Here is a 21,355-nt window from a genome sequence, read left to right as displayed (position 1 = left end):
ATTGAACGAGGAGACCCCATGAACCAGGCCCTTGCCCCCGCCAGTGCCGGGCAGCAGCGTGCGCTGTGGCTGAGCACGTTCGCCTTCACCGTGTGCTTTGCGGTGTGGATGATCTTCTCGATCATCGGCATCCAGATCAGCGAACAGCTCGGATTGAGCGACACCCAGTTCGGGCTGTTGATCGCCACGCCGGTACTGACCGGCTCGGTCAGCCGCGTGTTCCTTGGCATCTGGTCCGACCAGTTCGGCGGCCGCAAGGTGATGGCGCTGGTGATGCTGTGTGGCGCGGTGGCCACCTGGATGCTGACCTATGCGCACACCTACCCGCAGTTCCTGTTTGCCGCGCTGTGCGTGGGTATTGCCGGTGGCAATTTCTCGGTGGGCGTGGCCTACGTGTCCAAGTTCTTCCCGGCCAGCAAGCAGGGCACCGCGCTGGGCATTTTCGGCGCCGGCAACATTGGTTCGGCAGTGACCAAGCTGCTGGCACCGATGGTGATGGTGGCGGCGGGCTGGATGATGGTGGCCAAGGTGTGGGCGGTCGCGCTGGCGATCACTGCGGTGCTGTTCTTCCTGTTCAGCAAGGAGGATCCGTCGCTGGAACAGCGCCGCCGTGATGGCGTCAAGCCGGTGCCGTTTTCCGAGCAGATGGCGCCGCTGAAGAACCTGCAGGTCTGGCGGTTCTCGCTGTACTACTTCTTCGTGTTCGGTGGGTTCGTGGCGCTGGCGCTGTGGCTGCCGCACTACCTGGTGGGCGCCTACGGCATGGACGTGGGCCACGCCGGCATGCTGGCGGCGTGCTATTCGATCCCGGCGAGCCTGTTCCGCGTGGTGGGTGGCTGGATGTCGGACCGCATGGGCGCGCGCCGGGTGATGTACTGGACCTTCGGTGTGTCGGCTATCTGCACTTTCCTGCTGGCCTATCCGGATACCGAGTACGTGGTGAAGGGCATCCACGGCCCGATCCACTTCCATCTGGCCATCGGCGTGGTGATGTTCACCGTGCTGGTGTTCGTGCTGGGCTTCTTCATGTCACTGGGCAAGGCCGCGGTGTACAAGCACATTCCGGTGTATTACCCGCAGCACGTGGGTGCGGTGGGTGGTGTGGTCGGCATGATCGGCGGACTTGGTGGCTTCATCCTGCCGATCGTGTTCGGGGCCTTGAATGATGCCCTGGGCATCTGGAGCAGCTGTTTCATGTTGCTGTTCGTGCTGGTGGCGGCTGCACTGGCGTGGATGCATTTTGCTATTCGCCGCATGGAGCGCCGTCACTTCCCGCAGATCGACCGCGAGACCGACCTGCCCGAAGCCATTGATGCGGCCGCCGCCGAGCGGGTGCGTGGCGGTTGAACGGGGTTGCCGGCCAGCGGCCGGCACTACCGGAACGGTGCGCGGCAGGTGAACGAGGTTGCCGGCCAGCGGCCGGCACTACCGGGTAGCGGGCGAAAGGGTAGTGCCGGCCGCTGGCCGGCATGAACCTACCGATGCGCCACGCTTGATTTCAATCAGGGCCACGCGAAGAGGAACGCCCGAAGATGTGTGCCATGAGCTTCCACGTCGATGAGAGTGAGGACACTGCGCTGCAGGCAGCATTGCTGCGGCAGCCCCGGCATGTGCTGTTCCCGCCTGCGGACCAGTTCAGCACCGGATTTGGCGAAAGCGGCTGGCGCGCCGCCGTGCGCGCCAGCAATGAGCACCTGATCCCGCGTGGCTTGACGCTCGGCTTCCAGGCCGGTCGCGGCGGACGCGATGTGCCGCCACAGGCGTATCTGGACACCTTGCTGCTGGCCCTGCAGCTGCAGGCCGATGCCCTGGCCGAGGACCGCGAAGTAGTGGCGATGGTGCTGCAGCTGGGCTTGGCCGAGACCTTGCCGCCATCCCAGCTGGGCCAGCTGCTGGATGCGGTGCCGCAGCACCTGCGCACCGTGGCGCGCCCGCAGGTGGAGGTGCGGCTGGACGCGGGTAGTGCGCTGTCGCCGGCACAGCTGCGCGCGGTGGGCTGCACCCGCCTGAACGTGATCGACCGTGCCGATGCACCGGGGCCGACCCTGCTGGCACAGGCGCGGCAGGTCGGCTTCACCGCGCGCTACTACCAGCTGCGGGTGCCCGGTAGCGAGGACACCGGCTTCATTGAACGGGTGCATGAGGTGCTGGCAGAAGCACCCGAGCGCATCCTGCTGCCGGCACCGTGCGCGCTACCGCAGCGTCCGTCGGCAGCGCATTGGCTGCAGGCCTGGCGCCTGCTGCGCGATGCCGGTTATGAACCCATCGGCGGTGACCACTACCAGCGTGGTGACCTGCCCAATCCGCATGGGCCCGGCGATGGCCAGCGCCACTGCGACCTGGCCGGCGTGCCGCGCCGTGATCGCAGTGATTTCATCGGGCTTGGCCTGTCCGCCTGCAGCCAGATTGGCGAAGTGTTCTACCGGCTGGAGGACGAGCTGGGTGAATGGCGGACGCGCCTGCAGTCCGGTCACATGGGCGTGGCCGCGGGCCTGATCCTGTCCGAGGACGAGCGGCTTGCGGCCGAGGTGGCACAGAGCATCGCCTGCGATCATGCGCTGGATGCAGCGGCTTTCGAGTGGCGCAACGATGTTCCCTTCGATGAATGTTTCGCTGAACTGTTGCCGGCGCTGTCGCCGCTGCTGGCGCGCGGCTGGGCGCACTGGGATGCGCGCGTGCTGCGCCTGGCTGAAGAAGGTCGGCTGCTGTGGCGTATGATGGCCGCATGCTTCCGGCCGGCGGCCGCCATCGCTTGAGTCCTGCCTCGATGTCTTCGAATCCGCCTTCCCAGGGCCGTCTCGGCCGGGCCACGCCGAACCCCGCCGCCGCCGATGACGGCGACGCGCTGCACTTCTGCAGCACCTGTGCATTTTCCGATGCCTGCATGTCGCAGGGCTATGACAAGACCGCGCTGGGCGACCTGCACGTGCTGGTCGACCACGTCGGTCCGTTCCATGCGGGTGACTACATCTTCCGCGCCGGTGAGTCGTTCGATTCGATCGCTGCGGTGCGCGCTGGCATGGTCAAGACCTTCGTCGATGACAGCCAGGGCAACGAGCAGGTGCTGGGCTTCAGCCTGCCGGGCGAAGTGATCGGCCTGAATGCGATCCACGGTTCGCGCTTCCCCTGCAATGCGGTGGCGCTGGACACCGTGCACCTGTGCCGCATCTCGTTCCCCAAGCTGAGCCTGCTGGCCACCCGCATGCCGGGGCTGCAGGCCAAGCTGTTCAGCCTGCTCAGTGCGGAGATCGGCAAGGTCGCCACGCTGGCCGCCAACCACCGTACCGAAGAGCGCATGGCCGCGTTCCTGCTGGACATGTCCGAGCGTTACGCGCGGCGTGGTTTTTCTGCCACGCGCTTCAACCTGACGATGGCACGCACCGAGATCGCCAATTACCTGCGGATGGCGCCGGAAACCGCCAGCCGCGTGCTGCGTCGCCTGAGCGATGATGGGATCATCGCGGTGAAACAGCGTGAGATCCTGCTGCTGCAGCCCGAGCGCCTGGCGGCGCTGGCGGTGGCCGACGAATCCGATCCGAACTGAACCTGGCCGGGAGCCGACGATGAAGCGCGCTGGACTGTTGTTGCTGGGACTGCTGGCCACGGTGCCGGCCTGGGCGGCCGAGCTGACGGTGTCGGCGGCATCGAGCCTGACCGAGAGCTTCCGTGAGCTGGGCATCGCCTACGAAAAGACGCACCCGGGAACCAAGGTCGATTTCAACTTCGCCGCCTCTGGCGTGCTGCTGCAGCAGATCATCCGCGGCGCGCCAGTGGACGTGTTCGCCTCCGCCGATGAAACCACGATGGACCAGGCACAGCAGCAGGGCCTGTTGGCGGCGGGCACCCGCGAGGTGTTCGCGGTGAACGCGCTGTGGGTGGTGGTGCCGCCGCAGGCCAAGGTCGCGCCGCGTAGCTTGAAGGACCTGGCCGGTGCCGGCGTGCAGCGCATCGCACTGGGCAACCCGGAGAGCGTGCCGGTCGGCCGCTACGCCAAGGGCGCGCTGGATGCGGCGGGCCTGTGGCCGTCGGTGCAGGGCAGGGTCATCACCACCCAGAACGTGCGCCAGTCGCTGGACTACGTGGCGCGCGGTGAAGTGGATGCCGGCTTCGTCTATGCCACCGATGCGCAGGCGATGCCCGACCGCGTGCGTCGTGCCTTCGCGGTGCCGGTGGCCGGGCGCATCGCCTATCCGCTGGCGGTGACCAAGGCCAGCGCGCAGCCGGCGGAGGCCCAGCGGTTTGCCACCTTCGTGCGTTCGGCGCAGGGCCAGGCGATCCTGGCCAAGCACGGATTCGGCAAGCCCTGAGGCATGGATCTCGACTGGAGCGCGCTGGGGTTGTCGCTGAAGGTGGCCGGCTGGGCTACCGCGATCAATCTTGTAGCGGGCGTTGCACTGGGCGCACTACTGGCGCGGCGGCGCTTTCCCGGCCGCGAGCTGCTGGATTCGTTGTTGACCTTGCCGATGGTGTTGCCACCGACCGTGTTGGGCTATTACCTGCTGGTGCTGATCGGCCGTAACGGACCGATCGGCGCGTGGCTGCAGTCGTGGTTCGGCATCAACCTGGTGTTCACCTGGCAGGCGGCGGTGATCGCTGCGGCGGTGGCCTCGCTGCCGCTGGTGTTCAAGCCGGCACGCGCGGCGTTCGAGGAAGTGGACGGACAGCTGGAGCAGGCCGCACGCACGCTCGGTGTGTCCGAAGCGGCGGTGTTCTTCCGCATCACGCTGCCGCTGGCCTGGCGTGGCATCCTCGCCGGCCTGCTGCTGGCATTTGCACGTGCGATGGGCGAGTTCGGCGCCACCCTGATGGTGGCCGGCAGCATTCCGGGCCGCACGCAGACGCTGTCGATCGCCATCTACGAAGCGGTGCAGGCCGGTCAGGACGGCAAGGCCAATGCGCTGGTGATCCTGACCTCGGTGGTGTGCATCGTGATCCTGCTGCTGGCCGCACGGCTGGTGGGCGGGCGTCGCCGGGAGCTGCGCGATGTGGCTTGATCTGCAGGTGCAGCGCCGACTGCAGGCGGCCGGCCAGAGTTTCGTGCTGGACGTAGCTTTGCAGTGCACGCAGCGGCAGGTGGTGCTGTTCGGGCCCTCGGGCGCGGGCAAGAGCCTGACCCTGAAGGCAGTGGCCGGGCTGCTGAGGCCGGGCCAGGGCCACGTGCGCCTGCAGGGGCAGACCTTGTTTGACGCGGCGGCCGGCGTGGACCTGCCACCGCAGCGCCGCCGGCTGGGCTATGTCTTCCAGGACTATGCGTTGTTCCCAAACCTGAGCGTGCGCCAGAACGTGGCGTTCGGTCTGCAGAAGGGCTGGCTCAATCCACGCACCGGGCAGCGCTTTGATGCAGTGGAGCAATGGTTGCACGCATTCCGCATCGACACAGTGGGCGATCTGCTGCCCTCGCAGGTCTCCGGCGGGCAACGTCAGCGTACCGCCTTGGCACGAGCCCTGGTGACGCAGCCGCAGGCACTGCTGCTGGATGAGCCGTTCTCCGCGCTGGACCATGACCTGCGCCAGCACCTGCGCCAGGAGCTGGAGACCGTGCTGGACAAGACCGGCATCCCGTTGCTGTTGATCAGCCACGACCCGCAGGATGTGGCCATGTTCGGCCAGCAGGTGGCACGCGTCGTCGACGGCCGCATCGTCGGCGATTGATCCGTGATGGACGCACGGGCGATGGTTGTCTACAGCTGATGGTAGTGCCGGCCGCTGGCCGGCAACCACGGATTCCGGAGCAGCCGGCCAGCGGCCGGCTCTACCGGTTCAACCGTTCGTCACCCACTGGATGAACGCCCAGCGTCGCGTCGGCGCCATGCCGAAACGATGCTGCGGTGAGCATGCATGCCATGCACGCACGCGTGCTTCCTCATCCGCATCCAACGCACCAAACAGCTCTACTGCCTGGCGCACCAGGCCATCGGCATCCTGCGCGACGTCGCGCACTGATTCGGGCAGGTAGTCGACCTGTGGCTCGCGGCCCATGTCCAGCAGCATGTTGATCGGGTAGCGGTGGTCGGGCATCGGTACCCACTCGCGGCCAAGCAGCTCGGCCAGTTCCGTGACACCGGCACGTGGGCCGGTGGCAAACGTGATGCAGGCACGCTGGCGCGCGTGCGCATCCAGCTTGCGCAGGGCTTCCTCCAGATCCGGCACCATCAATGAGCGGGAGGCAATCGCCAGATCGCAACGCGGCACGTCGTGCCAGTCATCGGTCCACGACAGCGCCCACGGTGTAATGTTGCCGACGCCATCGCGCGTGATCGCAGTGCGCAGACCGTCGAGCATGCCGTTGCTGTAATCGAGTGCGTGTACGTGGCCGACCTGCGTGGCGATTGGCAGGCTGAGCAGGCCGGGGCCGCAGCCAACATCCAGCACCGTGGCCACGCCACTGAGATCAAGCCGGTTGAGGAATGCCTCGCTGTAGTCATCGTGGCGGCGCTTCCAGCTGGACTGTGCGGCACGCGCATCCCAGGCACTGGCCGGCTTTGCCTGGAAGCCACAGGCCTGCAGTTGTTGGCGGTAGCGTGCGGCGTGGTCGATCGGAGTCGGTAGCGATGTGCTCATGTCGAAGTTCCAAAGACGGGCAGGGCGGCCGCCACGCGTGCGGCGTCGACGCCGTAGAGCGTAGCCAGGCATTCGGGCGTGGCGATCTGGTGGGCAGGGCCGAGTGCCTGCAGGCTGCCGGCCGACATCAGGGCGATACGGTCAGCCACCTGCAGCGCGTGCTGCGGTTGATGGGTGGACAGCAGCACGCCGATGCCACGATCGGCCAGGCGGCGCACGGTATCGAGGATGCGCAGCTGGTTGCCGAAATCGAGGCTGGCGGTGGGTTCGTCCATCACCAGCAGCGGTGCCTGCTGGGCCAGTGCACGGGCGATCAGTACCAGCTGGCGCTCACCACCGCTGAGCGTGGTGACGGTGCGATCGGCTAAAGATTGCAGGCCCAGTTCGCGCAGGCAGTCATCGGCGATGGCTTCATCAGCGCGACCGGGTGCCGCGAGCAGGCCCAGGTGTGCGGCGCGGCCCATCGCCACCACCTCACGCACGCGCCAGGCGAAGGGCAGCGGCGCAGCCTGCGGCACATAGCCCATACGGCGGGCGCGGGCGGCGCGATCGTGCGCGCGCAGCGGCGTGCCCTGCAGGTCCACTTCGCCTCGTACCGCAGGCAGCAGGCCGAGCAGGGTGCGGAACAGGGTGGTCTTGCCACAACCGTTCGGGCCAAGCAGGCACAGCACATCACCGGGCTGCACTGACAGTGCGAACGGTGCGCCCAGTGCCACGCCGGCATGGCCGATGGCCAACCCGCGTGCTTCCAGTAGTGGTGTGGCGGTGCTCATGGGCGACGCTCGCTGCGCGCCAGCACCAGCAGGAAACACGGCACGCCAACGAAGGCGGTGAGGATGCCGAGTGGCAGTTCGATCGGCGCCAGGGTGCGCGCCAGCGTATCGGCGGCAAGCAGGAAGCTGGCGCCGAGCAGCAGGCTGGCCGGCAACAACCGGCGGAAGTCGGCGCCGACCAGCAGTCGCGCGATGTGGGGAACCACCAGGCCGACCCAGCCGATGATGCCGGCCAGCGACACCGCTGCAGCGGTGCACAGGGTGGCTGCGGCAATCAACGTCCAGCGCAGCGGAGTGACCGCCACACCCAGCGCGCTGGCCTCCTCGTCACCCAGGCCGAGCAGGTTCACCCGCCAGCGCAGCAGCACCAGCGGCACCAGCCCGATCAGCAGCAGTGGCGCGGTGACCTTGAGGTCGTCGATGACCACCGCGTTCAAGCCGCCCAGCAGCCAGAAGGTGATGGACGGCAATTGGGTGTACGGATCGGCCAGCAGCTTCAGCAGCGAGATGCCGGCGCCCAGCAGTGCCGATACGGCAACGCCGGCCAGCACCAGTACCAGCACTGGGTCGTGCCGGCGCACCAGTGCGGCCACCAGGCAGACCAGGCCAACCGCACCGAGCCCTCCGGCAAATGCGATGCCCTGCACCAGCAGCATCGGCAGGCCGAGGAACAGGCCCAGCGAAGCACCCAGGCCGGCACCGGTGGAGACGCCCAGAATGTCCGGCGACACCAGCGGATTGCGGAACATGGCCTGATAGGCGGCACCGGCCGCCGACAACACAGCGCCAATCAAAACGGCGGCCAGCACGCGTGGCAGGCGGATATGCCAGAGCGCGGCCTGCACGGCAGGCGGGCTGGGTTCGCCGATGCCGAACAGCTGCCAGCCGATGGCATGCAGCAGCGCCGCCGGACGTACCGGAAACTGGCCGACCGAGAACGCCAGCAACAACATCGCCAGCAGCAGGCTCCAGCCACCGGCATGCCAGGCCAAACGTGGAAGCGTGCGCATGCTCAGACGTTCGCATCCAGGCTGCGTGCCAGCGCGGCGGGCAATGGTTGGCCCCACAGCAGCTGATGCAGCGCGCCGATGCGGCCGCGCAGCGCGGCAGGCGCCAATGCGGGCACTGCACCCGGATGCAGCCTGGACAGCAGCCACGGCAGGCCGGGAAGGCGATTGACGCCAGGCGGTCCATCCAGCCATCCGAACGGCAGTACCGGTGCGCAGTGCAGGCGACGCTCGCGTACGGCACGCAGGGCGCGCCAGCGCGGATCCTGTGCCGCATGCGCGGCGAACCCGGCATCCTGGGTCAGGATCACGTCCGGATCCCAGGCCAGCAGTTGTTCGAATGACACGCGCGCGAGGCCACCGGCACCGGCACTGGCGGCCACATTGCGGCCGCCACAGAACTCGATGACTTCGGTGTTGATCGAGCCGGACAGGCCGCTTTCCAGGCCATCGCTGCCACGCCCGTAGTACACCGTGGGCCGCGTTTCTGCAGGCCGCGTCGCCAGCACCTCGCGCACCAGTGCCAGCTGTGCCTCGGCGGCCTGCGCCAGCGCCTCGCCGCGTGCGGCGGCACCCAGCAGCCGGCCCACGTGGCGCAGCTGTGCCGGATGATCGGGCAGGCGGCCGGCAATCAGTTCGAACGGAATCGCGGTCTGCTTCCAGACCCGCTCGGCCGAGTCGCGGTAATTGGCATCGAAATCACCGGCATCCAGCACCAGGTCCGGCTGCATCGCCAGCAGGCGCTCGAGGCTGACCGTGCTGCCGCGCCCGGCCAGGCGACCGACCACCGGCAGCGTGCGCAGCGACGCCGGCAGCTGCGCCAGTGCCTCGGGCGATACCTTCATCGGCCAACCGAGCAGGCGTTCGGGTGCCACGGCGGCGAGCAGCACCGCAGCCGGCGGACCGGCCGCGAACACGCGCTTGGGCGTGGCCTTGGGCGCACCCAACCGCAGCACGCGCTGCGTCGGCATCGCCAGCAACTCGGCACTGGCGACCAGCAATGGTGCCAGCGCGAATGCCTGCAGCAGGGCGCGCCGCCTCATGCAGCGGCCTCCGGCGCGTTGCGGCAGGCATCCCACCAGGCCTGCAACGCTGCGTCTTCGGCGGGCAGTTCGATGGCCATGCCGCCGGTGAACTGGCGCCACGCATCGAGGTAGGGCAGCTTCACCGCCGTCAACAAAGGAATGCCGGCCAGCATCAATGCCAGCAGCTCATCGGCCATGCCGCCGCCTTCTGATTCCAACGTGCCGAAACGGTTGGCGATGGCCAGCTCGGCGTGGTCCTGCAAGGCCCGGCGCAGCACCACGCTGGCGTCGGCGATGCCGCCCGGGTCCAGGTTGCAGCCGCAGGAGGCCGGGCCCAGCGCCTGGCTGATCGGGTAGCGCGAGCCGGGATCGGTCACGTCCATCAGTGCCATACGCTTCTTGCCGTTGGCAGTGGGTTCGTGTGGCAGATGCACCAGCCCGCGCACGCGGTGGCCGGCGGTCAGCTGGCGTGCGGCGAACGCGGCCAGCAGGCCATCGGGTTCGCCGCTGTGGTCATGCACGATGGCCGCGATGCGCGGCGGCTGTATAGCGCTCATGCTCAGAACCTCCAGTTGGCGTTGGCGAACCAGGTACGGCCCGGCATCGGGTAACCGTCGGCCAGTTCGTACCATTTGTCACCGATGTTGCGCACGCCGAGGTCGAAATCCCAGGCCTTGCGCGGGCTCCAGCTGGCCTTGAAGCCGGTGATGCCATAGCCGGGCAGGTCACGTACCGGGCGTGCGGCATCGGCGTAGCTGACCTTGCGGCCCTGTTCGCCTTCCAGCGTGGCTTGCAACTTCAACTGCGGCAGTAGCTGCCAGCCCACCGCCATGAACAGCCGTTGGCGCGGGCTGTCGAGCAGGGCAACGCTGCGGTCTTCGAGGTTGGTACGGCGCAGCCAGGTATAGCTGGCCTGCAGATCCCAGTCGTCGCCGATGCGCTGGCGCAAGCCCAGTTCCACGCCCTGGTGGCGTGCCTTGCCAACGTTCTGCGCCTGGTTGCAGGTGCTGCCGCCGCACTCGCGCGAGGCCACCACCGCGTTCTGGATCAGGTCATCGATACGGCTCTGGAACAGCGCCGCCTGCAGCTGGCCACCTTCCCACCAGCGGCCACGCAGGCCCACTTCGAAGTGGGTGGCGTGCTCGGCCTTCAGGTCCGGGTTGGGCAGGGCTGAACCCATGCGCGCGGAATAGCGGTCCTTGATGGTCGGAAAACGCGTGCGCCGCGCTGCGCTTGCATACCACTGCTGGTCCGGCGCCAGCTGCTGCACGTACTCCAGGACCGCATTGGTGGCATCGGTGCTGCCGGTCGGCCAGAAGTACACGCGCTTGGCGTCGCGACGGTCGTGGCCGATGCCCACGCGCAGGTGTGAGGTGTCGGTCAGTGCGATGCGGTCCTCGATCGCCACCGAAGTGGTCACATCTCGGAAATCCTTGGTGGGCGAGTGCGGGTTGCGCTCGCTGTGCTGGTCTTCCTTGTAGTGGATCGCGAACTGCAGTTCCTGACGCGGCAGCGCCGTCGTGGCCAGGGTCACCGAGCCGCCCACGGTGCGGTCGTCGTAGATGCTGGGGAAGCTGCTGTTGTCCATCGCCACCTGGTAGGTGCCGTCGGTGTAGGCATCCAGACCATTACCATAGGTGTCGCGGTAGACGCGGGTGCGCAGCGTGGTGTGCTCGCCCAGGCGGGTGTTGCCGATGAAGTACAGGCTGTCCTTGTCCCACCACGGCCAGCGCCAGTAGCGGATGCCGCTGCGCGCAGTGCCGGTGTAGACCGGGTTGTCCTTCTCGCCGTCCTGGCGCGCGTAGCCGATCGCGTACTCGTCGCCCTCGCGCGGGGTGTAGCCCAGCTTGAACGACAGGCGGCGGTCGTCGCGCGAGGCGTTGCGGCGGTCCTTGCCGGTATCGGTGGGTACGCGCTTGTAGTCGACGAAGCCATCCGGCAGCGGGAACTCATCGGCCTTCAGGATCGATGCGCCGAGCTGGAAGTACCAGTCGCCACGACGCCCGCCGAGGTTGACCGCCGCCTTGCGCTCGCCGCCATCGGCGATTCCCAGCCGCACGTCGCCTTCCATCGGACGCTCCGGGCGGCGGCTGACCAGGTTGATCGCACCGCCGAGGATGTTCGGCCCATACAGTAGCGACGCACCACCGCTGGCGACCTGGATCTCGGCCAGATCGAAGGTGGTGAAACGGCCGAAGTCCACGTAGCCGTCATAGGGCACGTACAGCGGAATGCCATCGAGGAACACCGGTACCTGGCGTGCGTCGAAGCCGCGCAGGTAGACCATGTCCTCGTTGCGCGAATTGCGCGCCAGGCTCACGCCCGGCAATACGCTGACCGCATCACCGACCGTATTGCGGTCGAGCTGCTGGATGCGTTCGGCGTCGAGGCTGCGTTCGGCCACGGTGGGTGAGGTGCCGCGCGCGGCATGCACGTCGATCGTGCCCAGGGTGAACACCGGCGGTGGCGAGGCGATGTCGGCCGCGGCGGCGGTCAGCGGCAGCAGCAGGGCCGACAGGGGTAGAACGAAACGACAGGTACGCATCCTCGCGAGTCCTCGGGTTCGTTATATCCAAGATGATATAACGGTTGGCAGGGGTCAACTTGATGACCGACCCGGGGATTCTCGGCGCTGGCCGGCACGGCCACCTTGATCCATATCAAGCCCGGTGCAGGGGGGCAACGCCGTACACTGGCCGCTCGCGCAAAACGCAGGGAAACGAGCACGATGAGCGAGGCCGAGCCGCCGTTGGAACTGCAGGGCAACCTGTGGCTGAGCATCGCCGGGCAGAGCGTGGGCGGTCGCGGACGCTTCGCGCTTCTGGGCCTGATCGATGCGTGTGGCTCGATCAGCCAGGCCGCCAAGCGCATGGGCATGACCTACAAGAATGCCTGGGATGCAGTGGATGCGATGAACACGGCGGCCGGTGAACCGTTGGTGGCGCGCAGCGTGGGTGGCCGTGGCGGTGGCGGCGCGCAGTTGACCGAGCGTGGCCGCCAACTGATCACCCGGTTCGAGGACGTTGAGCGGGCACACAGCACCTTCCTGCAGTCGCTGCAGACCACCCCGGGGCTGGACGAGGATCTGGCCCTGATCCGGAGAATCGGCATGATCACCAGTGCACGCAACCAGTTCCATGGCCGGGTCAGTGCGCTGGCGGCCGGTGCGGTCAACGATGAGGTACAAATTGAGGTGGCGCCGGGCCTCGCGCTGGTAGCTACCATCACCCATGGCAGCGTGGAATCGCTGGGGCTGGCGGTGGGGGTGCCGGCCTATGCGCTGGTCAAGGCCTCGTCGGTGATCGTGGCGCAGGGTGATGGCGCGCGATATTCGGCGCGCAACCAGTTCGCCGGCACGGTGGAGCGGATCACCGAGGGCGCGGTGAATGACGAGGTGGTGGTGGACATCGGCCATGGCTGCAGCGTGGTGGCCATGATCACCCGCGCCAGTACCGCAGCGCTGGAATTGCGTGAAGGCAGCACGGCAACAGTGCTGTTCAAGGCGTCGAGCGTAATCGTGGGCGTGCCGATGTAAGGCGTTCCGCCGGGCATGGCCCGGCGCTACCTCGGCGCTGCACGGTTCCTGCAACGGTAGCGCCGGGCCATGCCCGGCGGAATCGATCCGGTATTCAATACAGCTCACAGTGGATGCGGCCTTCACCCCGCAGCGCGTCCCAGTGCCCTTCGCCACCGATGGCATCGATGGCCTCGCGCACCGCGCCTTCCAGGTGGCTCTTGTTGCCGCACAGGTAGAGATGCCCGCCGCGGGCCAGCACATCGCGCACTTCATCGCCGCGCTGCTGCAGCACATGCTGCACATAGACCTTTTCGGCGCCATCGCGCGAGAACGCGGTATGCAGGCCGGCCAGCACGCCTCGCGCGTGCCAGTCCTGCAGCTGCTCGCGATACAGGTAGTCATGCTGGCTGTGCTTCTCGCCGAACACCAGGCGCACTTCGCGTTCGCAGGCGTTGGCCTGCAGCTCCTGCATCAGGCCCATCAACGGCGCGATGCCGGTGCCGGTGCCAACCAGCAGCAATGGCGCTTCGCCGGTATCGGGCAGATGGAAGCCGGGATTGGAACGGCAGTACACACGGGCATGGTCGCCGCCATGCAGCAGGCTGCCGGTGGCAGTGCCGAAGCGCTCGCGGCCGCGCAGGGTGTAGCGCACTTCGCGCACGCACAGGCTCAGCTGGTCGTCGCAGGGGTGCGAGGCGATCGAATAGGCACGCGGCAGGCGTGGTGACAGCAGCTCGCGAAGGCGGGCCAGCGGAATGCTGTCCGGGGTGGCGTGGTCCTGCAGTATGTCCAGCAGGTCCAGGCCGTGCAGGTAGGCTTCCAGCTCGCGCTTCTGGCTGACCTTCAACAGGCCCTTCAGTACGTCGCTGCCACCGAGCTTGGCCAGTTCGCGCAGCACACCCTTGCTCAGCAGGCGCAGCTCGCGGTCATGCAGCGCGGCCACAGCGGCGGTGTCGCCGTACCAGGTGGCCAATGCCTGCAGCAGGGCAGGGTCGTTCTCCGGTACCACGTGCAGGGTGTCGCCGGCGCGGTACGCCATGCCACTGCCGGCAATGTCCAGTTGCAGGTGCCAGGCGGCCGGGTCGCTGCTGTTCAAGCGGCGGCGTTCGAGAATGGGGGCTGCAAAGGCATTGTCTTCGCCATAGGCGGTGACCTGCAGGTGCAGGTCCTGGCCAGCGTCCACGTCGCCATCCAGCACCTGGCCGAGCACCGGCTGCCATTGCTGGAAGAACTGCTCGTAGCCCAGGTCGGCATCGACGCGCTGCAGCAGCGGCTGCGCCTGGCGATCGCTCAGCGCGGCATCCAGCGCCTTGGTGAAGCCGCAGAAGCTGGGGTAGCCGGTGTCGCCGAGGCCGAACACTGCATAGCGCAGGCCGCTCAGTGTCGGAGTCTGGCGCAGGGTTTCAAAGAACTGTTCGCCGTTGGCCGGCGGTTCGCCATCGCCGAACGAGCTGGAGATCGCCAGCAGCACATCGCCGTGGCCGAGGCTGGCCACGTCGATGTCATTGAACGGAAGCACCTGCGGACCGTGCGGCTGCAGGTCCGCGCCCAGGCGCTGGGCCAGGGCGCGGGCATTGCCCGACTCGGACGCGAAACCCACCAGCAGGCGGCTGAAGGGCGTACTGGTCGGGAGAGCGTTCACGCGGCCTCGTAGAAGTCGTCGAACTTTTCCTTGCTGAACTCGACCAGGTCGTAGTTCTGCATCAGGTCGTTCACCACGCGGCGGATGCTGATGTACGAGGTGATGTTGCCGTCGGCGTCGAACAGCGGCTGCACGGTGGTGTCGACCACGTAGAGCACGCCGCCCTTGCCGAGGTTGGGCACGATGCCGGTCCAGGTCTTGCCGGCCTTGATGGTGTCCCACATGTCCTTGTAGACCGCCTTGGGCACATCCGGATGGCGCACGATGCTGTGCGGCTGACCGATCAGCTCCTCGCGCGCGAACCCGGTGAGCGTGCAGAACAGGTCGTTGGCGTAGGTGATGTTGCCCTGCAGGTCGGTGGTGGAGATCACCATGACGTTCTGCATGGCATTCAGCAGCTGGGCGTTGTCGGGGGTGTAGCTCATCGCAGGTCCTTTGGATGCCGGTGACGCCGGCGTATTGGGTTCCTGCATAGAGATACGCCCGCGCAGCGGCGGGCGGATTGACATTGATCAAGCGGGTGGCTGGATCGGCTGCGACCGGGGGTCGCAGGGGTGTTCCGCCGGGCATGGCCCGGCGCTACCAGGGGGGCGGTGCAAGGGTAGCGCCGGGCCATGCCCGGCGAAGAGGCATCAGCCCATCAGGTAACGCAGCACGCCGGCCGACACCACGCCGATCAACACCGTGGGCAGCATTGAAAAGCGCGTGGCGACCAGTAGCGTGATGGCCAGCGCGGCCAGATCAGCCGGCTTGTCGGCAACGAAGTCGGGCGCGATCACCGAGATCAGCACGCAGCCGGGTGCGGCTTCCATCACCGTCACTGCGCGCTTGCTCAGTGTGCGGTTGCGCAGCGCGAGGAAGCCGATGATGCGGGTCAGGTAGGTGGCGGCGGCCATCAGCACGATGGTCAGCACCGAGGTCCAGTGGATCAGTCCGTTGAAGATCATGCCGCGTCCTCCGCCAGCAGCCAGGCCGCGGCCAGGCCGGCCAATGCGCCGCTGGCCACGTACCACGCACCCGGCACCAGCAGGTAAGTGGCGGCGGCCACCACCAGGCTGACCAGCCACGGCCGCGCTGCCTTCATGCCCTGCCACATGCCGCGCAGCAGGACCAGGAACACGGCCGGGAAGGCCATGTCAAAACCATAGGCGTGGATGTCGCCCAGCATCGGGCCGACGATCGCGCCCAGCGCGGTACAGGCCACCCAGACCGTGTACAGGCCGGCCGAGACGCCCAGGTAGTAGGAAAGGCTGAAGCCGAGCGCACGGCGGCGCGCATCGGCCACGCCCATCGCCCAGCTTTCGTCGCACATGAAGAACAGGGCCGGCAGCACGCGGCGGCGCGGCAGGTGCTGCACCAACGGGGCCAGGCTGGCGCCCATCAGCAGGTGGCGGCTGTTGACCAGCGCGGTGATCGCAACGATCAGCGCGATATGCGGCGGCGAGCTCCACAGTTCGACGGCGGCGAATTCCGAGCCACCGGCGAAGTTGAGGCCGGTCATCAGCGGCACTTCCAGTGCGCTCAGGCCCTTCTGTGCCGCCTGGGCGCCGAGTACCAGGGCGAACGGAATGAAGCCGATCATCACCGGCACGGCAGCGCGAAGGCCGCGCAGGAATTCGGCACGCGGCGCGGTATCGCAGGTGTCGGGCAGGGGGCGGGTGGTACGGGCGTCCATGGAACGGCACAACGAGGTAGGGGTGGCCCATACTAGCGGTCCGATCGCGAAATCGGGTTGCGTTGATGCCATTCGATTCGAGAATATTGAGATTCCATGCGGCCAGGGTCGCCAAAGGTGAAATCCAATGCAGTACCAGCTCGACAACCTTGATCGCCGCATCCTCGACGCCTTGCAGCGTGACGGCCGCCTGCAGAACCTGGAGCTGGCCCGGCAGGTGGGCCTTTCGCCCTCGGCCTGCCTGCGCCGGGTGCGATTGCTGGAGGAGGGCGGCTACATCGACCGCTACGTGGCCTTGTTGAACGAGGCCAAGGTGGGCCGCGGCTTCACGGTGTTCGTGCGGGTGTGGCTGCGCGGACAGGACGAGGACACCACCAATCACTTCATCAACAGCATCAAGTCTTTCCCGGAAGTGCTTGAATGCCATCTGATGGCCGGTGACTGCGACTTCCTGCTGCGGGTGGCGGTGGCCGATCTTGATGCCTACCGGCAGTTCCAGATGCAGCACCTGAACCGGATTGCCGGGGTGCAGAACACCAAGACCGAGATCCCGATGCAGCGGATCAAGCAGACGACCCAGCTGCCGCTTTGAGGGATGGGTGATTTCTGGCCGGGTTGCACCCGGCACCCGCAGAGGCAACAGCCGGAGCAACCGCAACGGCAACAGCGATGTTCCCTGGGGCGGCGGGGCGGTGTGGCCAGGCAGGACACGCCGTAAACCCTTCCTTGGGGGCTCGGTGGCGCCATCCATGGCGCCAACGGTCCTGCCTGGCCACACCGCCCCGCTGCCTGACAGTTCCCCGCGAGCTGTCGGGGTCGGATCCCGTTGCTGCGCAACGGGCTCTGACCCCAGGAGCAGATGAAGATGTCTGTTCGCTCTATTGATTGATTGCTGATTCGTGGGGGGCGTCACGGAGCCTGCCTCGATACCAGGCCGTAGGCAGCGGTCATCGCAATGACATCTGGCACCGGTACGGTTTGAGCCCGCTTGCTGGTCGCGCGCGGGCCGGGTCGCCGGTCGTGGCGCGCGTCCACTGCAGCTGCTGTCGCTGCCGAGGGTCATGTGTTCTACGTCAGGGGGCTGAATGGACACCATGCGGTCAGAACTTGGAAGGTGGCCATCGCCGCATGGCTGCTGCTGTCCTTTGCCGCTGCCGCACAGGACGGTGTTCATGCCTACGACATCCCTGCGCAGCCGCTGGAACAGGCGGTCGAGCGCTTCAGTGTCATCAGCGGGTGGTCGGTGATGTACCCGGGCGACCTCGCTGCTGGGCGCAGCAGTCACGCGTTGAGGGCCAGCTTGCCGCCACTCCCCGCGTTGCAGGCGCTGCTGCAGGACACCGGCATCGAGGCCGAGATGATCGGTGAGCAGCGCGTGGTGCTGCGCCGGGGTGTGCAGTCCGCGGCCGAAGCAGGTGCTGCCAGTGACCTTCCCGAGGCCGAGCGCCGGCGTCGCTACGGCGGGCTGCAGCAGCGCCTGCGTGCGGCGTTCTGTGACGACCCCGATCTTGCGCCCGGCCGCTATGCCGCGACGCTGCGCTTCCACGTCGACAGCGAAGGCCAGGTGCATGCGCCCGAGCTTCTCTCAGGCAGTGGCAGCGCCCGCCGCGATGCACGTCTGTTGCAGGCGTTGCAGGGCCTGGTGCTGGCGCCCGAGGCCGCCGCGCTGCCGCAGCCGGTGACGCTGCAGATCCGACCTTCCGGCACCGACCATGACTGTGGCCGGCGCTCGCCCCTTCCATGACTTCAAGGATTCGAACATGAGCAACGGTACGGCTGGGGCAGTTGACCTGATGGACCACCTTCTGGGGGCCTACGACGAGCTGAAGCGCCGTCTGGTGCGCAAGCTCGGCTCGGAAGAACTGGCCGGTGATGCGCTGCAGGACACCTGGATGCGCCTGAGTGCGCGCCGTGACCGCCTGGACGCGGTGCAGAACCCGGCGGCCTACTTGTTGCGCATGGCGATGAACACGGTGATCGACCGCCAGCGGGCCGATCATCGCCTGCTGAGCCTGGAAGAAGTGGATACGCTGATGGACATGGCCGACCCGGGTCCGGGCCCGGCACAGGCCGCCGAGCTCGAATTCGCGCTGGAGGACATGGTTGGCCTGCTGCAGCGCATGCCCGAGCGCCGCCGTCGCATCCTGCTGGCGATCCGCGTCGATGGCCTGCAGCAGCGTGATGTGGCCGATCACCTCGGCGTGTCGCTGCGGCTGGTGCAGCGTGAGCTGAAAGCGGCCCAGGACTACCTGGCCGAGCGCAGCGGGCAGGGGCGCCAGGTGCGGTTCTGAGCGGCGGCATCCGTCTACACTTTGACGCCGAGCAGAACCCCGCAGCGTGCGGGTCCGGCAAGAGTCCCCATGGATCCTGACGATCGCCCGCAACGCCCGCTGGATGCCGTCGAGCGTCAGGCCCACGCGTGGGTGGTGCGCCTGACCTCGGGCGAAGCCACCGCCGCTGAAGGGCGGAAGTTCCGGGCGTGGTGCGAGGCCGATCCTCTCCATCGTGAAGCATTCGGCCGTGCGCGTCGGCAATGGGAGCAGGTGCGCTTGGCCGGCGAGCAGCTGCCCGCCGCTGCGCGCCAGCCAATTGCAGCGAGTCCGGCGCAGCGCTGGAGCCGTCGTGCCTTCCTCGGTGCAGCGATTGCCGCCCCGGCCAGTCTGGTAGTGGTGGCGGCGATCCGCCCACCGCTGGGGCTGTGGCCATCGGTGACGGCGATGGCGGCCGACTTCCATACCGGCACCGGTGAGCGGCTTCAGATCGCGCCTTCGCCACAGCTGAAGATCGAGCTGGACACCCAGAGCAGCCTGCGCCGCCGTGCGGACGCGCAGGGCGAAGGCTTCGAACTCGTACAGGGCCAGGCCGCGATCGAGACCCAGCCTGGCCTGCGCCTGGCATTGTTCGCTGGACCGGGCTGCGTGATCGCTGATGAAGGTGCGGTGCGCCTCGACGTACGCAACACCCATGGCCAGGTGCGGGTGACCTGCCTGCATGGCAGCGCCCGCATCGAGCATCCGCAGGGCCGGCTGCAGCTGCAGGCGGGCCAGCAGACCCAGTACGACGAGCGCCTCAGTGGCGTGGTGGCCGAGGCCGTGGCCTCGGACGTGAGCGCCTGGACCGAAGGCATGCTGGTGTTTCGCCGCGCGCCGCTGCACGAGGTGGTGGACGAGATCAACCGCTATCGCCGTGGCAAGGTAATACTGGGCGAATCGGCATTGGCCCGCGCGCCGGTCAGCGGCCGCTTCCGCATCGATGATCCCGATGCAGCGCTGGAGCAGCTGCGACTGACGATGTCACTGGATCTGCGTCGCTTTCCGGGTGGCATTGCCGTCCTTGGTTAGATGAAGACGCTGCCCGTGCGCGCCGCGCGGAGCTGTTGCAAGCAAGGAGAAGCCAAGGATGCGCAACGAGACCATCGGTGTGCTGGATCTGCGTCGCAACCTGTCGGCGTTGCTGGAAACCACGCAGCGGCGGCCGTTGATGGTGCATCGCTATGGATCGCCCTGGGTGTGCGTGGTGTCCGATGCGTACTGGCAGCAACAAGCAGTGCTGCTGGAGTTCGATCCGCAGTCACACCCGTTGGCGATGCTGCTACGCCTGCAACAGCAGGCTGTGCCGTTGCCCGAAAGTGGCGTGTTGCCGCCGGCGGCGATCGCCCGTGCGCTGCTGCTGGCGGACATGCATGGCATCGATGATCTTCCGCAGCTGCACGAGCAGGTTCAGCAGCAGCGCCTGTGGCACTGGTTTGTGGCCGGCGGCCATGGCGTGATGGACGGCTGGCAGCTGCCAGCGCTGCGTGTCGCGATGGCGTCATGGCTGGATGACGCAGGCATGACCGATGTGCTGGCGGCGTTCGCGCAACGCAGCGACGTGGCGGTGCTGGCGCGGCGATGCGGTGGCGACGCACCACGGCTGGACCGCGAAACCTGCAGGCGGATGACGTTGCTGTGACGCTGCGGATGAAGCGCCACCCAGTGCACAGAGATGCATTCGCGTTGTCGCTTCACCTGCCTTGTCGACGTCTTCTCCAGAGTACGGCGCACCACGCGTCGCGGAGCACAGGCGGCGCTGATGGCAGACAGTCGCAGGATCAACATGCTGGAACTGGATCGCCACCTGAGCCAGTCGCTGGAACAGGCGCGGCATGCACCCTTGAACGTGCAGCGCTACGGGCATTCATGGGTCTGGGTGCTGTCCAGCGACGCCTGGGCCGACGCCGCGCGCTGGGCTGCACTGGACAGTTCGTCGCATCCGCTGCTGGCATTGCGCAGGGCGCTCGACCCGCAACTGCGGCCCTGGCCCGAATGTACGGCGGCGCTGCTGCCGCTTGAGGCCGGTGATGTACGCGTGCTGCAACGCGCGGCATTGCTGGTGGTGATGCGCGGCCTGAACAGCGCGCAGCGCGTGTACGACGATCTGCGCTACCACCAGGCCTACCGGCAGTTCATCGGCCTCGACCACGGCACGGCCTGGTCGCCGATGCAGTGCGTACGCCTGTTGCAGGCCTGCGCACATCCACTGCTGCGGGCCTGTATCGACGACACACTGGGCAGCCTTCCATCTCCGTTGCTTGAAGCGGCGTGTGCGCCAGCGGTACGTGCTGCACCGCTGCAGGCACAGCCGCAGCGAATAGCGGGCGGATGTTTATCGTACTGACACATGCACCGCTGACCATGGCGCAGCGGTCTCTTCCAGGATGATGAGGGCGGAACAATGGCAAGGCAGGTGGGTGGTCGCAGGGCTCGGCAGCAGGGTTTCAGCCTGATCGAGATCATGGTGGTGGTAGTGATCATCGGCATCCTTGCCGCATTGATCGTGCCGCGTTTGATGGATCGCCCGGACCAGGCGCGGGTGGTTGCTGCGCGCCAGGATATTGCCGCGCTGATGCAGGCCTTGAAGCTGTTCAAGCTGGACAATGGCCGCTACCCCAGTGCCGAGCAGGGCCTGCAGGCACTGGTGAAGCCGCCACAGGGCAGCGGCACCATGCCGGTCACGCCGTACCTGGACCGGCTGCCGAATGATCCGTGGGGTCACCCGTACCAGTACCAGATTCCCGGCACCCATGGCGACATCGATGTGTTCTCGCTGGGCGCGGACAGCAAGCCCGGCGGTGACGCCGGGAACGCGGACATCGGTTCCTGGCAGCTCTGAGGCG

At 67.4% G+C, this 21,355-nt stretch carries 24 protein-coding genes; 14 read left to right on the top strand and 10 right to left on the bottom strand.

Annotation, left to right across the window (positions count from 1 at the left end; genetic code table 11):
* The first annotated feature begins 18 nt into the window (after positions 1-18).
* The 6 genes from AC0Z6F_RS00280 to AC0Z6F_RS00255 all read left to right on the top strand — a co-directional run bounded on the left by AC0Z6F_RS00280 (position 19) and on the right by AC0Z6F_RS00255 (position 5,652).
* A complete protein-coding gene (locus AC0Z6F_RS00280; protein WP_485616528.1) occupies positions 19-1,347 on the top strand; it encodes an MFS transporter in 1,329 nt (442 codons plus the stop codon).
* 194 nt (positions 1,348-1,541) lie between these two features.
* The gene (locus AC0Z6F_RS00275; RefSeq protein WP_485616529.1) at positions 1,542-2,756 is read left to right on the top strand and encodes an oxygen-independent coproporphyrinogen III oxidase; all 1,215 of its coding nucleotides are present in this window, start codon (positions 1,542-1,544) and stop codon (positions 2,754-2,756) included.
* Between the two features lie 11 nt (positions 2,757-2,767).
* On the top strand, positions 2,768-3,544 hold the full coding sequence (locus tag AC0Z6F_RS00270; RefSeq protein WP_014037435.1) for a helix-turn-helix domain-containing protein: 777 nt from the start codon (positions 2,768-2,770) through the stop codon (positions 3,542-3,544).
* 19 nt (positions 3,545-3,563) lie between these two features.
* Positions 3,564-4,307: a molybdate ABC transporter substrate-binding protein gene (modA, locus tag AC0Z6F_RS00265; protein ID WP_485616530.1), complete on the top strand. Its 744-nt coding sequence runs from the start codon at positions 3,564-3,566 to the stop codon at positions 4,305-4,307.
* 3 nt (positions 4,308-4,310) lie between these two features.
* A complete protein-coding gene (gene modB / locus AC0Z6F_RS00260; protein WP_012511266.1) occupies positions 4,311-4,994 on the top strand; it encodes a molybdate ABC transporter permease subunit in 684 nt (227 codons plus the stop codon).
* Positions 4,984-5,652, top strand: coding sequence for an ATP-binding cassette domain-containing protein (locus AC0Z6F_RS00255; protein WP_485616531.1), 669 nt, complete (start codon positions 4,984-4,986; stop codon positions 5,650-5,652). The genes modB and AC0Z6F_RS00255 overlap by 11 nt, the downstream gene beginning before the upstream one ends.
* A 108-nt stretch (positions 5,653-5,760) precedes the next feature.
* Here the strand turns inward: AC0Z6F_RS00255 and AC0Z6F_RS00250 are convergent, their stop codons facing one another.
* Genes AC0Z6F_RS00250 through AC0Z6F_RS00225 form a run of 6 tightly spaced genes read right to left on the bottom strand, consistent with a single transcriptional unit; the run spans position 5,761 to position 11,911 of the window.
* Entirely contained in the window at positions 5,761-6,561 is an 801-nt protein-coding gene (locus AC0Z6F_RS00250) for a class I SAM-dependent methyltransferase (protein WP_065723452.1), read from the bottom strand.
* On the bottom strand, positions 6,558-7,334 hold the full coding sequence (locus AC0Z6F_RS00245; RefSeq protein ID WP_485616532.1) for an ABC transporter ATP-binding protein: 777 nt from the start codon (positions 7,332-7,334) through the stop codon (positions 6,558-6,560). The genes AC0Z6F_RS00250 and AC0Z6F_RS00245 overlap by 4 nt, the downstream gene beginning before the upstream one ends.
* Positions 7,331-8,344, bottom strand: coding sequence for a FecCD family ABC transporter permease (locus tag AC0Z6F_RS00240; protein ID WP_065723450.1), 1,014 nt, complete (start codon positions 8,342-8,344; stop codon positions 7,331-7,333). Before AC0Z6F_RS00240 ends, AC0Z6F_RS00245 begins: the two co-directional genes overlap by 4 nt.
* A gap of 2 nt (positions 8,345-8,346) precedes the next feature.
* Complete coding sequence (locus AC0Z6F_RS00235) at positions 8,347-9,384, bottom strand: ABC transporter substrate-binding protein (protein ID WP_485616533.1); 1,038 nt, start codon at positions 9,382-9,384, stop codon at positions 8,347-8,349.
* Positions 9,381-9,923, bottom strand: coding sequence for a DUF2478 domain-containing protein (locus AC0Z6F_RS00230; protein WP_485616535.1), 543 nt, complete (start codon positions 9,921-9,923; stop codon positions 9,381-9,383). Before AC0Z6F_RS00230 ends, AC0Z6F_RS00235 begins: the two co-directional genes overlap by 4 nt.
* Before the next feature lie 2 nt (positions 9,924-9,925).
* Positions 9,926-11,911 carry a TonB-dependent receptor plug domain-containing protein gene (locus AC0Z6F_RS00225; RefSeq protein WP_485616536.1) on the bottom strand — a complete coding sequence of 662 codons (1,986 nt, stop codon included), beginning with the start codon at positions 11,909-11,911 and terminating at the stop codon, positions 9,926-9,928.
* 183 nt (positions 11,912-12,094) lie between these two features.
* On the opposite strand from AC0Z6F_RS00225, the gene AC0Z6F_RS00220 reads away from it, so the two are divergent.
* Positions 12,095-12,901 carry a TOBE domain-containing protein gene (locus AC0Z6F_RS00220; RefSeq protein ID WP_485616537.1) on the top strand — a complete coding sequence of 269 codons (807 nt, stop codon included), beginning with the start codon at positions 12,095-12,097 and terminating at the stop codon, positions 12,899-12,901.
* A gap of 94 nt (positions 12,902-12,995) precedes the next feature.
* Here the strand turns inward: AC0Z6F_RS00220 and AC0Z6F_RS00215 are convergent, their stop codons facing one another.
* The 4 genes from AC0Z6F_RS00215 to AC0Z6F_RS00200 all read right to left on the bottom strand — a co-directional run bounded on the left by AC0Z6F_RS00215 (position 12,996) and on the right by AC0Z6F_RS00200 (position 16,200).
* The gene (locus AC0Z6F_RS00215; protein ID WP_485616538.1) at positions 12,996-14,525 is read right to left on the bottom strand and encodes a diflavin oxidoreductase; all 1,530 of its coding nucleotides are present in this window, start codon (positions 14,523-14,525) and stop codon (positions 12,996-12,998) included.
* Complete coding sequence (locus AC0Z6F_RS00210; RefSeq protein WP_005409905.1) at positions 14,522-14,950, bottom strand: PAS domain-containing protein; 429 nt, start codon at positions 14,948-14,950, stop codon at positions 14,522-14,524. Before AC0Z6F_RS00210 ends, AC0Z6F_RS00215 begins: the two co-directional genes overlap by 4 nt.
* A gap of 207 nt (positions 14,951-15,157) precedes the next feature.
* A complete protein-coding gene (locus AC0Z6F_RS00205; protein WP_065723444.1) occupies positions 15,158-15,472 on the bottom strand; it encodes an AzlD family protein in 315 nt (104 codons plus the stop codon).
* Complete coding sequence (locus AC0Z6F_RS00200; RefSeq protein ID WP_485616541.1) at positions 15,469-16,200, bottom strand: AzlC family ABC transporter permease; 732 nt, start codon at positions 16,198-16,200, stop codon at positions 15,469-15,471. Before AC0Z6F_RS00200 ends, AC0Z6F_RS00205 begins: the two co-directional genes overlap by 4 nt.
* Before the next feature lie 127 nt (positions 16,201-16,327).
* Here AC0Z6F_RS00200 and AC0Z6F_RS00195 point away from each other — a divergent pair, with 127 nt between their 5' ends.
* The 7 genes from AC0Z6F_RS00195 (at position 16,328) to gspG (ending at position 21,351) form a co-directional block, all read left to right on the top strand.
* Complete coding sequence (locus AC0Z6F_RS00195) at positions 16,328-16,792, top strand: Lrp/AsnC family transcriptional regulator (protein WP_005409896.1); 465 nt, start codon at positions 16,328-16,330, stop codon at positions 16,790-16,792.
* Between the two features lie 471 nt (positions 16,793-17,263).
* A complete protein-coding gene (locus AC0Z6F_RS00190) occupies positions 17,264-17,944 on the top strand; it encodes a TonB-dependent receptor (protein WP_485616542.1) in 681 nt (226 codons plus the stop codon).
* 16 nt (positions 17,945-17,960) lie between these two features.
* The gene (locus AC0Z6F_RS00185) at positions 17,961-18,491 is read left to right on the top strand and encodes an RNA polymerase sigma factor (protein WP_006370838.1); all 531 of its coding nucleotides are present in this window, start codon (positions 17,961-17,963) and stop codon (positions 18,489-18,491) included.
* Positions 18,492-18,560: 69 nt separating this feature from the next.
* Positions 18,561-19,541 carry a FecR family protein gene (locus tag AC0Z6F_RS00180; protein ID WP_485616543.1) on the top strand — a complete coding sequence of 327 codons (981 nt, stop codon included), beginning with the start codon at positions 18,561-18,563 and terminating at the stop codon, positions 19,539-19,541.
* A gap of 58 nt (positions 19,542-19,599) precedes the next feature.
* Positions 19,600-20,151 carry a hypothetical protein gene (locus AC0Z6F_RS00175; protein ID WP_485616544.1) on the top strand — a complete coding sequence of 184 codons (552 nt, stop codon included), beginning with the start codon at positions 19,600-19,602 and terminating at the stop codon, positions 20,149-20,151.
* A gap of 120 nt (positions 20,152-20,271) precedes the next feature.
* Positions 20,272-20,856 (top strand): hypothetical protein, encoded by a 585-nt coding sequence (locus AC0Z6F_RS00170; RefSeq protein ID WP_153675811.1) that lies wholly within the window; start codon positions 20,272-20,274, stop codon positions 20,854-20,856.
* A gap of 57 nt (positions 20,857-20,913) precedes the next feature.
* Positions 20,914-21,351 carry a type II secretion system major pseudopilin GspG gene (gene gspG, locus AC0Z6F_RS00165; RefSeq protein WP_430766054.1) on the top strand — a complete coding sequence of 146 codons (438 nt, stop codon included), beginning with the start codon at positions 20,914-20,916 and terminating at the stop codon, positions 21,349-21,351.
* The last annotated feature ends 4 nt before the right edge of the window (positions 21,352-21,355 follow it).

Source organism: Stenotrophomonas sp. 1L-E-5-B-C3, from assembly GCF_057292075.1.
Note: the sequence above shows the minus strand (reverse complement) of the source record. Positions and strands in the feature narration are given on the sequence as shown.